A 14153-nucleotide genomic window follows, 5' to 3' on the forward strand; every position below is an offset into this window, starting at 1 on the left:
CCGATCAGGCCTCGGCCGGCTGGCCGTGGTTGGTGTCACCGGCATATTGGCCGGCATCCGCGCGCAGGCTGCTCGGACCGAACAGGTAGACGACGCATTTCAGGGCTGCCGAAAGGCCGGCAAGCGCCACGAAGACGAAGCCCACGGGCAGCATCCCCTTGATGATGAAGCGGTTGGGCAGGCCGGTCAGCGCGTCCGAGCCCTCGCCGATGTGGAAGGCGCGCAGGGCGTTGTCGATGCCGTATTCGATGACGACGTAGCAGTACGGCACCATGAACAGCAGCGCGCCGAACAGCTCGATCCAGGCGCGGGTCCGCGGACGCAGGTTGTCGCGCACCAGCTCGATACGGACATGCGCGTCCTTGACGTAGCCATAGCCGAGCGCCAGCAGGAAGAGCGTGGCATGCAGGTGCCATTCCATCTCTTGCAGGCGGGTCGAGGTGAAGAAGCGATACCACGCGGTCTCGGTGAAATCTGGGTTCATCCCCAGATATTTCCGCTGCATCACGTCGTAGAGGATGATGACCATCATCGGCACGAACAGGAAGGCGGCCAGCTTGCCGACCTTCTCGCAGGCATAAGCCAGCTGCTGCGAGGCATCCAGCATGTAGCGATGCGCACCCTGACGGGCCCCGACCAAGGCCAGCACGGCCATCACGGCGAAGAAGGCGGTGACGACGAACAGCAGCGGCGTGGCCCAGCCAACCAGCGGCTCGAAGAAATCGATCGCGGCCTGCGCGTCTTCCCAGCCCTCGCGCTGACGGCGCACGATGCGCTCCAGCGCGCGGAATTCCGAGCGTTCCAGCGCCAGCGGCGTGGCAAACATGACCGAGGACCAGCCCAGCAGCGTTGCCGCCGCGAACCAGCCCGGTGCCGCGCGGAACAGCCAGGCCCCGATATGCGTCACGATGATGATCCCCAGCGCGTAGAACACCCACATCGAGGTGGGGTTCACCACGGCGATCACCGCCGCGGCCGCAATCGTGAGGATCGACAGTAGCGTTCCCATGACGTCCCTGTCCCTTTGGTTCTTATTCTGAAGAGGGCACCCCGAGGCGCCGGGGTGCCCTTTGGATGACAGATGTCAGCCGTTCACGTTACCCGATCAGTCGAGGTAACCGATCTCGCGCCAGCGCGCATAGTTCGCACGGAAGGTGGTGTAGCTCTCGTAGACGCGGGCGAAGTCCTCGTCCTCGGCCACCAGCTCGGCCGCGACTTCTTCCCAAGCCGCTTCCAGCGCTGCCAGATCCTCGTCCGCCCACTGGCGGATGTTCACGCCGTGCTCTTCTTCCAGCTCGCGCAGGGCGTCGAACTGCAGCGCTTCACCCTCGGCCAGACCATAGGCGATGTTGGCGTCGCACACGGTCTCGATGGCGAATTGCGTGCCCTCGTCCAGCTCTTCCCACAGATCGAGGTTGATCATCAGGTCGAAGAAGGTCGACTGCTGGTGCCAGCCCGGGAAGTAGTAGTAGCTGGCGACCTGGTAGAAGCCGAGGTTGAGGTCGATGGCGGGCATCGAGAACTCGGTGGCGTCGATGGTGCCAAGTTCCAGCGCCGGGAAGATGTCGCCACCGGCGAGCAGCTGGGTCGAGACGCCCATGCGCTCCATGACCTTCGCTCCCAGACCGAAGAAGCGCATCGACAGGCCGCGCAGGTCTTCGACCGAGTTGATCTCGTTGCGGAACCAGCCCGAGGCTTCCGGCGCGATGACGGCGCAGATGATCGACTTGATGTTGTGCGGCTCATAGAGTTCGTCGAGGAACTCCTGCCCGCCGCCGAACTTCAGCCACGCCAGATATTCCGGAGCCTGCGGGCCGAAGGGCACGGCGGCCAGCAGCTGCAGCGCCGGCACGCGGCCCGCCCAGTAGCCCGGCGTCGACCAGCCGGCTTCCACAGCGCCCGAGCCCACGGCGTCGAAGACTTCCAGCGCCGGCACGACGCCGCCCGGGTTCTGGAAGGTCACTTCGATCTCACCGCCGGTGATCCGGGTGATCTGTTCGGCCAGACGGATGCCCAGCGTGCCCAGCTGCGTCAGCGAGCCCGGATAGGTCGACTGCAGGTTCCAGTGCTGTTGCGCCTGTGCACCCGAGGCCGCCAGACCGGCGACAAGTGCCGTGGTGGTCAGAATTTTTTTCATGTTTCACTCCCTGTTGGACGGCTCCGGCATCGGGACTCCCCTCCCTGAACCTGGCCGCATTTCCCTTTTTCACAGGTGAAGAAGACAACCGTTCGCCCCCCTCCAGGGGCACGGAGCACAGGGCAAGCCCGCGCAGATTCTCCTCCACTTCCTCAAGAGGTAAAATAACCTTACCAATCTGTCCAAGAAAAAATCACGCTGTGGTGAAATCACCTGACACTTGGCTCATGTTTCGGGAGTGAGCGGACCAATCAGGCAGCGCGCCGCGTGAGTGTCACCCAGACCCCGTCCTTTGCCCGGACCGTGAGCTGCGCCACGGGCACCGGCTCGCGCCCTTCGACCGGCGCCAGCCGCAACGCCCGCGCGATCATCGCCAGCAGAAGCGGCCCTTCGATCATCGCGAAGCCCGCCCCGGTGCAAACCCGGGGCCCGGCCGAGAACGGGATGAACCCGTCCCGCACGGCGCTGCGCCCCTCCGCCGTCTGCCAACGGGCAGGGCAGAAATCGTCGGGTTGCTCCCAGATCTGCGCGTGCCGTCCCAGATGCCAGGGGCTGACCACCACCTGCGCGCCCTTCTCGACTGGTCGCCCCCGGAACGTCACGGGACAGGCGGCCTCGCGCACCATCATCGGCACCGGCGGATAGAGCCGCAGCGCCTCGCGGAACACGTCGCGCGCCAGTCTCAAGCGGCTGATCGCTGCGAAATCCGGCGTCGTGCCCAGTTCCGCTTCCGCCTCCGCAGCGAGTTGGTCCTGCAAGGCCGGGTCCAGCGCCAGAAGATACAACGCCCAGGACAAAGCCGAGGCCGAGGTCTCGTGCCCGGCAAGGAAGAACACCGCGACCTGATCGATCATCTCGGCATCGCTGAAGGTCTGGCCATCCACCGGGTCCGGCGTGGTCAGGATCTTCGTCGCCAGATCGTCCGGTGCCGTCCCCGCCGCGATCTCGGCCCGGCGCCGGGCGACCAGCCCGGTGATCAATGCCCGGATCTTGCGCGCGGCCCGCAGCGTCGAGGGACGGTGCATCCGGGGCATCCATCGCGGCAAGGGCAGGAAGGCCGCGAGGTTCAGCAGCGGCTGCGTGCCCTGATAGTCGCGAAAGGCCTTGTAGACCGCGCTTGCCGTCTGATCCTCGATCGGGACCGAGAACAGCGTGCGGAAAATCACATCCGCCGTGGCGTGGCTGAGCGGGCCGTCCAGTTCCACGGGCGCCTCACCCGCCAGCGCTGTCAACCGCGCGACCGTCCCCTCGGCCGACGCCAGCATCGCCGGGAAGGTATCCCGCAGCCGCCCGCCCTCAAACGCCGGATCGATGATCCGGCGCTGACGCTCCCAGAGCGGCCCGTTCGAGATGAACACCCCCTGCCCCAGCAGCGGCTCCAGCCCCGCCGCCATCCGAGGTGACTTGGGGAAATCCTGCGGACGCTCGGTCAGGACATGGCGCCAAAGGGGCGGCTCGTTGACGAGGAAAGTGTGCAGGAAGGGGATCCGAAACTCGGCCATCTTGGCGCGGTAAAGCCGTTCCGGGTTGGCGCCGAGAATGTCTTTGCGAAATGCCCGCACATAGCGCCACAACGAGAACCGCCCCGCGCGGGACACGGGCTTCGGGGCGCGGATCGGCGGCGTGGTCACGCCATGCTCCGATGCGGGGAATAGACCCGGCGTTCCACCTGCGGCGAGGCCATCCGCCCTCGGTAGCGGTCCGCCAACAGCACGGGCCCGGCGGTGATCTGGAAATAGTCGTAGTCGCGCGGGCGCTCGAAGGCGGCGAGATACTGGATATGCAGGCGGAAGAACTGCCGGCGTATCTCGCGCCATTTCTCGGGCGAGACGGTCTCCGAGAAGGCCGCGCTGAACACCAGCGGGTTGATCGGGTGCTCAGGCGCGACGCCGCAGACAGCGGGCGGATCGGTGAGCCAGAAACACACGCCATCGCCGCGCGCGCTGACATCGACCCACGCCACTGCCTCCGAGGACGCAAGCTGGTGAAGATCGGCGCGCAGGCGCGTGGCCTCGGGCAAAAAACCCTGCATCGGCACCGCCTGCCCCAACGTGAGCAAGGCCAGCCGCGCGCCGCCCTCGGGCAGACCCCGCCGCTCCACCGCCGCCGCTAAAGTCACGGCCAGCGCGGCGCCCGAGGAATGGCCGACGATCAGCACCTCGTCATTGCCCTCGGACAGGGCCGCCGCCACCTCATCGGTGAATTCATCAAGCCGGGCCTGCAGAGCTTCACCATAGGCCCCGCGATGGGACGCAACCTGCGCGAAATCATAAAGCATGTAATAGGCGAAGAACTTGGTATCGAGCTTGCGAAAGCCGATCATCACCCCGCACAGCGCCGCGATCCCCAGCGCGATCCCGGCCAGATGCCCCACAGCCCCGCCGACCAGCGCCACACCGCCCCACCACACCAGCGCCAAGGCTAAGAGGCCCACCAACAGCTGCCCAGTCAGCATCCCCACGGGCCATGCGCCCGTCAGCATCGGACCCGGCCTCAGCCGGATCATCGCCCCCAGAGCGCCGGTTGAGAAAAAGGTCCAAAGCGTGCGCACCATCAGCAGATAGGTCGCGGCGATCCCCCGGCGCATCGAGTCCTGCACAAGGTCCGACCAGACCAGCACCTGCACCCGCGCCTCGCTGGCTTCGCCGCCGATCTCGGTCTCCACACGCCACACATAGTGCCCGGAGCCCGTCTCGGCCTTCATCGCGAAATCATAGCCCGAGATCTCGGCCTGCGCGGCGCCCTCCTTGCGGTAGAATTCGCGGTAGCGTCGAGGTGGGAACGGGTCATAGCCGGGCACATAGAACACCCGCCGCCTGCGCACCCTTACCGGATCGTCACTCATGCCACCCTCGCGCCTTTTCAACAGGCTACGCGAAAAGGAAGCCGGCGCAAACCCGCCCCATCACTCTGCCGAAAATACGCAGCCGACGTCAGCCGATGCGCCCCAAGGCCGGGAACATATCGAGCAGCCAGAACGAGAAATCCGCAAGCCAGCCGGTGATCAGCGCCAGACCCACCAACACCAGAAGCGCGCCCATCACCTTCTCGATGATCCCCATCCAGGGCTTCAGCCGGTTCATGAAACCGATGGCGCGGGTGATGAAGACCGCGGCCAGCAGGAACGGCAACCCAAGACCCACGGCATAGGCGGCCAATAGCCCGGTGCCGCGCGCGATGGACTCCTCGGTCGCGGCCAGTGTGATGATCATGCCGAGGATCGGGCCGATGCAAGGCGTCCAGCCGAAGGCGAAGGCGAGGCCCAGCACATAGGCGCCGAAAGCCGAACCGCCCTTGCCGCCCTCGAACCGGGCCTCGCGCATCAGGAAGCCCAGCTTGAACAGGCCAAGGAAATGCAGGCCCATCACCATCACCACGACGCCCGCGACCATCGCGAATTCCTCACGATAGGCGAGGAACAGACGGCCCAGCGACGAGGCCGTGAAGCCAAGGAACAGGAAGACCGTGCTCAGGCCCATGACGAAGAACAGCGCGGGCACCGTAGCGGGGCTGATTCCCCGGCTTTCGGTCAGGTCGCGCATCGAGATGCCGGACATATAGGCCAGATACGGCGGCACGATGGGCAGCACGCAGGGGCTGAGGAAAGACAGAAGGCCCGCCACCAGAGCCACCATCAACGAGGGCATCAGGGCCGCGTCGAACAGGTCAATTCCAAACATCGGCGGGCTCCTCGGGAACGGCTTGCACGGTCCTGAATAGAACAGCGCCCCCCGTTCGTCACGGGGGGCGCGGCTCACGTTCTCTTCAATGCGTCACCGCGCCGCGGTTCAGCTCTTGCGCGACCACCAGCCGGTCCGGCGCGGGCGCGAGGCCTCGGGCTCGGCGGTTTCGGTCGGGGTCTCGACCGGCGTCTCGACCGGGGCTTCCGCCGGGGTCTCGGCAGGAACCTCGACCGGGGCTTCAGCGGGCGCCTCGGTCGGGGCTTCGACCGGAGCCTCGGCGGGCGTTTCCACAGGTACTTCGACCGGAGCCTCAACCGGGGTCTCAGCCGGCGTTTCCGCCGCGGCGGCAACCGGCGCTTCCGCCGTCACCTCAGCCGGAGCTTCGGCAGCGACCTCGTCCGTCTTCTTCTTGCGCGGGGCACGACGGCGCTTGGGCTTCGGCGCTTCCTCGGCCTCTGCGGCAGGCGCTTCCTCCGCCACCGGCTCGGCGGCGGGCTCGGCAGCCGGGGCCGCTTCAGCGTCGGTATCAGCAGCCTTGCGACGGGTCCGACGACGCTTGGGCTTCGGCGCTTCTTCCGCTTCCGGGGCAACCTCGGTCACGGCTTCGGCGGCGACCGCCTCTGCCTCGACCGGCGCTTCCACAGGGGCTTCGGCTTTCATCTCGGCCACGGCTTCGTCGTCACCGTCGGTCGCGTCGCCCTCGTCGGACTCATCGCCATCGTCCGAGCCGCTCTCATCCCGGCCCTCGGTCGACTGGCCACCCCGACGGCGACGACGACGGCGACGCTTGCGCTTGCCCCCATCCCCGTTGTCGGCCTTGCCCTCACCATCGGCCGCCTCAGGCGCCTCGGTGGTTTCGGCCTCGGCTTCGACGATGACGTCTTCGTCCTCCTCGTAATCGCCCATGGCCTCGTCGATATCCGACATGGTCTGCGCATCCAGCGAAACCACCGGCGTCGACGGCACCGAGACGATCCGCGTCGCGGTCTTGAACTTCTCGATCGCGTAATCCGGCGAGATCAGCGAGGGATCGGCTTCCAGACGGATCGCCATGCCATAGCGCAGCTCGATCTGCGCGAGGTGTTCGCGCTTCGAGTTGAACAGGTAGTTGACGATACCGATCGGCGCCTTGACCAGCACTTCCTTCGAGCGGTTGCGCGTGCCTTCCTCTTCCAGCGCGCGCAGGATCTGCAGCGCCAGCGAGTTGTCCGACCGGATCAGGCCCGTGCCGTGGCAATGAGCGCAGGGCTGGGTCGTGGCTTCCAGCATGCCCGGACGCAGGCGCTGGCGGCTCATCTCCATCAGGCCGAAACCCGAGATGCGGCCGACCTGAATGCGCGCGCGGTCATTGCGCAGGGCTTCCTTCAGCCGCTTCTCGACGGAGGCGTTGTTCTTGCGCTCTTCCATGTCGATGAAGTCGATGACGATCAGACCGGCCAGGTCGCGCAGACGCAGCTGGCGGGCGATCTCGTCGGCGGCCTCAAGGTTGGTCTTGAGCGCGGTGTCCTCGATCGAGCCCTCGCGGGTCGACTTGCCCGAGTTGACGTCGATGGCCACCAGCGCCTCGGTCACGCCGATGACGATATAGCCGCCCGACTTCAGCTGAACGGTCGGGTTGAACATCTGGCCGAGGTAGCTTTCCACCTGATAGCGCGCGAAGAGCGGCATCTGTTCGGTGTAGCGCTGCACGCTTTTGGCATGCGTCGGCATGATCATTTTCATGAAGTCCTTGGCGGTGCGGTAGCCCGCTTCGCCTTCGACCAGAACCTCGTCGATGTCCTTGTTGTACAGATCGCGGATCGAGCGCTTGATGAGGTTGCCCTCTTCATAGATCGGCGCCGGCGCGATGGATTTCAGCGTCAGTTCGCGGATCTGCTCCCAGACGCGGAACAGGTATTCGTAGTCGCGGCGGATCTCAGGCTTGGTGCGGTTGGCACCGGCCGTGCGGATGATCAGACCCGCGCCTTCCGGCACGTCGAACTCGGAGGCGATGTCCTTGAGCTTCTTGCGGTCGGCAGCGTTGGTGATCTTGCGGCTGATGCCACCGCCCCGCGCCGTGTTCGGCATCAGCACGCAATAGCGGCCGGCCAGCGACAGATAGGTGGTCAGCGCGGCGCCCTTGTTGCCACGCTCTTCCTTGACGACCTGAACCAGCATGATCTGCCGGACCTTGATCACTTCCTGGATCTTGTAGCGGCGCGCGCGCGAGCGGCGGGCCGGGCGGACCTCGTCCGAGACGTCCTCATCGGCGACCGACTCGATCTCCGGGTCGGTTTCGCTGGCGGTGTCGGCGGCGACGAAAGCGTCGTCCTCGTCGTCATCCTCGTCACGGGCTTCCGAAACCTCGGGGCCGTCTTCGGTGTCGTCTTCCTCAAGCTCGACGACATCCATGGCGCCGTAGGTGCGGTGCTCCATGCCCTCGGATTTCGCGGCCATCGGCGCCTGTTTCGGCTTGTCGGCCTCGTCTTCCGCAACGACTTCTTCGGCAGCGGCTTCGCTGACAGGTGCGTCCTCGGCCACGACCTCTTCCGCCGGCGCTTCAACCGCCGCTTCGGCGACCGGCTCGACGGTTTCAGTCGGGGCTTCCACCGGCGCTTTCACCGGGACCGCGTCCGCTTCCGGGGCGGTCTCGACAGCTTCCACCGGGATCTCGGTGACGATCGGGTCTTCGACGACGGTCTCGGTCACGGCGTCAGCCGCGGTGTCCTCGGCGACAGCCTCGTCGGCGGTGTTGTCCTCGGTCGCCTTGTCGTCCGACTTCTTCTTCGAGCCCCGGTCATCGCGACGACGGCGCGAGCGGCGGTTGCCCTCTTCTTCCTGATCACGCGCCAGCGCGCGCTCTTCTTCTAGAAGCGCCTGACGATCCGCGACCGGGATCTGGTAGTAATCGGGATGGATCTCGGCGAAGGCGAGGAAGCCGTGCCGGTTGCCGCCGTAATCGACGAAGGCCGCCTGCAGCGACGGCTCGACGCGCGTTACCTTGGCGAGGTAGATGTTGCCCGCAAGCTGGCGCTTGTGGATGGTCTCGAAATCGAATTCCTCGACCTTGTTGCCGTCCAGAACCACGACGCGGGTTTCCTCCGCGTGGGTGGCATCGATGAGTAGTTTCTTTCCCATAAGATCTCGCATCCCCCACGCAAACCACCGCCCGGCCCCGAGGGTCCGCGCGGCAAGCTGTCGAGAGGGAAAATGGTGGCGAGGCCGGGCGCGATCCGACGGAGGGCGGCGCTCTCGCGCGTCCCGTTCACGTTCAGAAGTGATGCGCCACTTGGCATCGCGGTTTCAGGCTCCGACGCGCCGACTTTCACGGCTGCGTCCATGACAGACCCCGATCGGCTCGTCGCCTGACCCGGGCATTCCAACGGCTTTTGAGGGCCGATCCCGCCCGACTCTCACCCCGAAAGGGAGAAACGGACCATGAATTTCGCGCGATACGCGAGCGTGATCGCTGTCACAAACATAGGGTGTAAGGCCCGTCCTGTTCAATGGGAAAATGCGCGGGTGAAAAGTCCGGCGCCCCGGAATTCCGGGATTCCCGAAAAAAGGAGGCGATTTGGGCGCGGACCGGCCCTGTGCCCGCAGCAAAAAGGGGGCCGCAGCCCCCTTCTCGATCCGTCATGACCGCATTGGTCAGGTATAATCCGACCGGCTCAGGCCGTATTTGGCCATCTTCTCGTTCAAGGTCCGGCGCGGCAGGCAAAGCTCTTCCATCACCGCGACGATGGAGCCCTTGTGACGGCGCATCGTGTTGTCGATCAGCGTCTTTTCGAAGGCTTCGACGTAATCCTTGAGCGGCTTGCCCTCTGTCGTCAGCGCCCCGCCGGAAGCTTCGTTCTCGGCCATCACCAGCGACACGACCGAACCCGAACCACGACGGTTCTGCAGCACCGATTGCTCGGCGATGGAGATCAGCTGGCGGATGTTGCCGGGCCAAGGCGCCTGCAACAGATAGGCCGCGTCCTGCGCACTGAGGTCGGGGGCCGGACAGCCATATTCCTCGGAGTAATCCGTGGCATAGCTCTTGAACAGCGCGAGGATATCCTCGCCCCGCGTGCGCAACGGCGGCAGGGTCAGCTTCATCGCTGCCAGCCGGTAATAGAGGTCCGGTCGCAGCACGTCTTCCAGCGTCCGACCGGGCTTGTGATCGTTGCAGATCGCGACGATACGCGTCGCCGGCGGCGCGGGCTGGTCGTTAATGAAGGTCAGAAGCCGGCTCTGCAGCGCGGGGCTCAGGGCCTCGACATCCTCGATGCACAGGGTGCCGCCGCGGGCTTCCTCGACCAGAGGCAAGCCGCCCGATTCGACCGGACCGAACAGCTTGGCGGCCAGCGCGTCATCCTCGACCCCAGCACAGGAGACGGCGACGAACTTGCGCCCGGCGCGCGGGCCGACAGCGTGCAGCGCGTGGGCCACCAGCGTCTTGCCGGTGCCGGTCTCGCCGTCGATCAGCACATGGCCATCGGCCTGCCCGTAATCGAGGATATCCTCGCGCAGGCGCACCATCTCGGACGAGGCCCCGACGAGGCGGTGCATGATCGCCGTGCCATCGGCCAGCTCATGCCGCAGCGCCCGGCTTTCCAGCGCCAGGCCCCGCGCCTTCAACGCGTTGCGCGCGAGATCCGCCATGCGCTCGGGATCGAAGGGTTTTTCAAGGAAATCAAAGGCCCCGAGGCGCATCGCCTCCACCGCCATCGGCACGTCGCCATGGCCGGTGATCAGGATCACCGGCAGCGAGGCATCCATGCCCATCAGCTTCTTCAGCAGCGCCATGCCGTCCATGCCGGGCATGCGGATGTCGCTCAGCACGATGCCGGGGAAATCCGCACCCAACACCGCCAAGGCCTCTTCGGCGCTGGCATAGGTCTCGGGCTGGAAACCGGACAGCGACAGCCATTGGCTGATCGAGGCCCGCATGTCCTGCTCATCGTCGATCACCACGACCCGGTTGGGCGTGCGGCCGGCCATCGGGGCGGCGCTCACTTCGGTTTCGGTGGCGCTCTGGGTGGCGCTCTCTGTGGCGCTCATGTCGCTCACTCCTGATCTACCTTGGGTCTTATATAGCCCGTTTCGGGCAATCCTTAAACGTCAGGCCGCGCTTTGTCCGGCCCTCACCAACACAGGTAACGCAATCTCGAACGCCGCGCCGCCCTCAGGCAGGTTGTGCGCGGTCAGCCGTCCGCCGTGATCGGCGATGATCCCGGACGAGATCGCAAGGCCCAGCCCCGTCCCCTCGCCCGGCTTTTTCGAGGTGTAGAAGGGCTCGAACACCTTCTCGATCTCGGCAATGCCGGTGCCGTTGTCTTTCAGCGTCAGGGTGACGGTGTCGCCCTGCGTCAACAGGATGTCGATCTGCGGGGCATTGGCGTTGCGGGTCGCATCGACGGCGTTGCGCATCAGGTTGATGATCACCTGCTCCAGCCGCAGCCGGTCGCCCATCACCATCACCGCCTCCTTGGGCAGCGTCCGCACAACCAGCACCCGACGTTCACGCAGGCGCGGCTCCATCATCGTCAGCGCCTCGGTCACACAGTCGCGCAGATCGAGGGGCTCAAACGCATCGCCGCCCTTGCGCGCGAAGCTTTTCAGCTGGCGGGTGATCGCGCCCATCCGGTCGATCAGGTCGTCGATGCGCTGGAACGAGACCAAGGCCTCCTCGGCCCGGCGACGGTTCATCAAGAGGCGCGCACCGGCCAGATAGGTCTTCATCGCGGCGAGCGGTTGGTTCAGCTCATGGCTGACGGCGGCCGACATCTCGCCCAGCACCGCCAGTTTCGACGATTGCGCCAGTGTCTGTTCGGCGAAGGTCAGCTCTTTCTGTGCCTTCTCGCGCGCGGCGACCTCGCGCTGCAGACGCAGGTTCAGCTGGCGCAGTTCGACCGATTCCTGCTCGAACCGGGCGGATTGCGAATAGGCCCGGCGCGAGAACAGGTAGAACACCATCGCCAAGAGCAGCGCGAAGCCCATGATCACCAGCGCGAGGACGCCGTTCACCTTCTCGCGCACGCCGTCATAGGTGGTGAAGCTGATCAACCGCCAGCCGCGATGGCGCACCCGGCTTTCCGAGCGCAGCACGGCCTCGTTGGACAGGAAAGCATCCGGCCCCCGGCCCGCCAGATCGGCGGTGTAGCGCAGCGCGCGCTCGATGGCGGTAGGCGCGTCGCGCATGGTCAGCGCCTCGGCCTCGGTCCGGCCCCGCCAGCGTGGCTCCGTCGCGAGGATGATCCGCCCCTCGCTGTCCAGAAGCGCCACGGCATCCGAGAAACCCGCCCAGCTGCGTTCGAACTTGGCGAGGTCCACCTCGACCATGACGACGCCCAGCACCTGACTGCCCGAGCGGATGGCGCGCGCATAGGCGAAGCCGTAGCCGCCAGAATCGCGCTGCTGGACGTTGAAGATCGTATCGTTGGCCCGGCGCGCCTCGACGAACAGCGGCTCGTTCACGCGCATCACGCCCAGCCGGTTGCGGTCCGTCGCGGCCACCACCCGGCCCGCGGTGTCCAGAAGCTCGATCGAGGCCGCACCCACTTCGGATTGCAAGCCGATCAGGATTTGCGAGACCGAGGCATAGTTGGAAATCTGCAGCGATTCCCGCAGCACCGGGTCGCGCGCCAGCAGGATCGGCACGACCTGCGTGCGTTGCAGCTCGGCCTCGATATTGCCGGCGTAAAGGACAAGGCGCAGCTCGGCGCGGGTGCGGGTATCGACGGTGAAGCTCTCGCTCAGCCAGTCATCCATCACCCAGACGACGACCACCGCGATGGCCATCATCAGCCCGACAATAGCCTTGCCCCAGGCGGGCATGCCAGCACGCAGGGCCGCCACCGGGGCGTTGAAGGGAACTGGGGGCGGCCGTCTGTCGCTCATGGCCGCAACTTACGCGGCGAGACAGGCGGCCTCAAGCGTTCACAAGGGGTTGCGCGCTCAGGTAAGCGCCAAGGCGCCCATCACGCCGGCAAACAGCGCCTGACCGTCGGTGCCGCCATGCTCGGCGCTGACCGCACGCTCAGGGTGCGGCATCATGCCCAGCACCCGGCGGTTGGCCGAGAGGATGCCGGCGATCGCGTTTTGCGAGCCGTTGGGATTGTCGACATAGCGGAAGGCCACGCGATCCTCGGCGTCCAGCATCGCCAGCGTTTCGGCGTCGGCCTGGTAGTTGCCGTCGTGATGCGCGACCGGGATCACCGCGTGCTGGCCCTTCTGGTAGCCCGAGGTGAAGGCGCTGTCGGTCGTCGCCACTTCCAGCGCAACCGGCTTGCAAATGAACTTGAGGCCAGCGTTGCGCATCAGCACACCCGGCAGCAGGCCGGTTTCGACCAGCACCTGGAAGCCGTTGCAGACGCCCAGCACATAACCGCCACGCTCGGCGTGGTTGATCACCGCCGAGGCGATGGGCGAGCGTGCCGCGATGGCCCCGCAGCGCAGATAGTCGCCAAAGCTGAAGCCACCCGGAATGCCGACGATGTCCACGCCTTCCGGCAGCGCCGCATCCTTGTGCCAGACGCGGGTGACCTCGGCACCGGCGGCCTCGAAGGCGACGGCAAGGTCACGGTCGCAGTTGGACCCCGGGAAGGTGATGACGGCGGCTTTCATGCGCGTCTCCGCTGCTGGCATGGGATTGCGCTTCCCATACTGCGATCAGGCCGCGGGGGAAAGGGGGTTTTGCCGGCCTCGCCTGATCTTCTGGCCCCAGCCCTGCCCTTGCGGCGCCGGATCTTGCCGCAACTGCGATGCTGCGGGCGCGACTACGCCTAAGGTGGCATATCCCGGCTTTGGGGTGCGTGCTTTCATGCGGCCATCCAAGGGAGGGATACATGACCAAGGTTACACTGACCGTGAACGGCCGGTCGCTGTCGGGCGAGGCCGAGGGACGCACGCTTCTGTCGTCGTTCCTGCGCGAGGAACTGGGTCTGACCGGTACCCATGTCGGCTGCGACACCAGCCAATGCGGGGCCTGCGTCGTCCATGTGGACGGCTTGGCGGTCAAGAGCTGCACGGTGCTGGCACAGGATGTGGACGGCGCCAGCGTCACCACGATCGAGGGCATGGCCAATGCCGATGGCTCGCTGGCCACCATCCAGCAGGCGTTTCAGGACCATCACGGACTGCAATGCGGCTTCTGCACGCCGGGCATGGTGATGTCCGCGGCGGCGCTCTTGAAGGACAACCCCAAGCCGACCGAGGCCGAGGTGCGCCACCATCTGGAAGGCAATATCTGCCGCTGCACGGGCTACCACAACATCGTCAAGGCGGTGATGGCGGCCTCGGGTCAGGATGTAAGCGGCGTCGGCATCGCCGCCGAGTGAGGAGGACGCCCGGCGGCATTCCTGCCGGGA

The 14153-nt window shown here is 66.1% G+C and carries 10 protein-coding genes; 1 reads left to right on the forward strand and 9 read right to left on the reverse strand.

Annotation, left to right across the window (positions count from 1 at the left end; translation table 11 throughout):
• Nucleotides 1-4 precede the first annotated feature (4 nt).
• The 9 genes from BCY78_RS25810 to purQ all read right to left on the reverse strand — a co-directional run bounded on the left by BCY78_RS25810 (nucleotide 5) and on the right by purQ (nucleotide 13410).
• Entirely contained in the window at nucleotides 5-1009 is a 1005-nt protein-coding gene (locus tag BCY78_RS25810; RefSeq protein ID WP_199523089.1) for a TRAP transporter small permease subunit, read from the reverse strand.
• A gap of 96 nt (nucleotides 1010-1105) precedes the next feature.
• Entirely contained in the window at nucleotides 1106-2137 is a 1032-nt protein-coding gene (locus BCY78_RS01990) for a TRAP transporter substrate-binding protein (RefSeq protein WP_068297048.1), read from the reverse strand.
• 251 nt (nucleotides 2138-2388) lie between these two features.
• Entirely contained in the window at nucleotides 2389-3768 is a 1380-nt protein-coding gene (locus BCY78_RS01995) for a cytochrome P450 (RefSeq protein ID WP_369808684.1), read from the reverse strand.
• Nucleotides 3765-4982 (reverse strand): hypothetical protein, encoded by a 1218-nt coding sequence (locus BCY78_RS02000; RefSeq protein ID WP_068297050.1) that lies wholly within the window; start codon nucleotides 4980-4982, stop codon nucleotides 3765-3767. The genes BCY78_RS01995 and BCY78_RS02000 overlap by 4 nt, the downstream gene beginning before the upstream one ends.
• Before the next feature lie 88 nt (nucleotides 4983-5070).
• Nucleotides 5071-5817, reverse strand: a complete 747-nt coding sequence (locus BCY78_RS02005) for a cytochrome c biogenesis CcdA family protein (RefSeq protein ID WP_068297052.1) — start codon at nucleotides 5815-5817, stop codon at nucleotides 5071-5073.
• Between the two features lie 108 nt (nucleotides 5818-5925).
• Nucleotides 5926-8937 (reverse strand): ribonuclease E/G, encoded by a 3012-nt coding sequence (locus tag BCY78_RS02010; RefSeq protein WP_068297054.1) that lies wholly within the window; start codon nucleotides 8935-8937, stop codon nucleotides 5926-5928.
• 513 nt (nucleotides 8938-9450) lie between these two features.
• Entirely contained in the window at nucleotides 9451-10785 is a 1335-nt protein-coding gene (locus BCY78_RS02015) for a sigma-54 dependent transcriptional regulator (protein WP_068297659.1), read from the reverse strand.
• A 120-nt stretch (nucleotides 10786-10905) separates the two neighbouring features.
• Nucleotides 10906-12621, reverse strand: coding sequence for an ATP-binding protein (locus BCY78_RS02020; protein ID WP_068297056.1), 1716 nt, complete (start codon nucleotides 12619-12621; stop codon nucleotides 10906-10908).
• 120 nt (nucleotides 12622-12741) lie between these two features.
• A complete protein-coding gene (gene purQ, locus BCY78_RS02025) occupies nucleotides 12742-13410 on the reverse strand; it encodes a phosphoribosylformylglycinamidine synthase subunit PurQ (RefSeq protein WP_068297058.1) in 669 nt (222 codons plus the stop codon).
• A 221-nt stretch (nucleotides 13411-13631) separates the two neighbouring features.
• Here purQ and BCY78_RS02030 point away from each other — a divergent pair, with 221 nt between their 5' ends.
• Nucleotides 13632-14123 carry a (2Fe-2S)-binding protein gene (locus tag BCY78_RS02030; protein WP_068297061.1) on the forward strand — a complete coding sequence of 164 codons (492 nt, stop codon included), beginning with the start codon at nucleotides 13632-13634 and terminating at the stop codon, nucleotides 14121-14123.
• Nucleotides 14124-14153: the final 30 nt, after the last annotated feature.

This window comes from Pararhodobacter sp. CCB-MM2 (assembly GCF_001691415.1).
Taxonomy (GTDB): Bacteria; Pseudomonadota; Alphaproteobacteria; order Rhodobacterales; family Rhodobacteraceae; genus Pararhodobacter.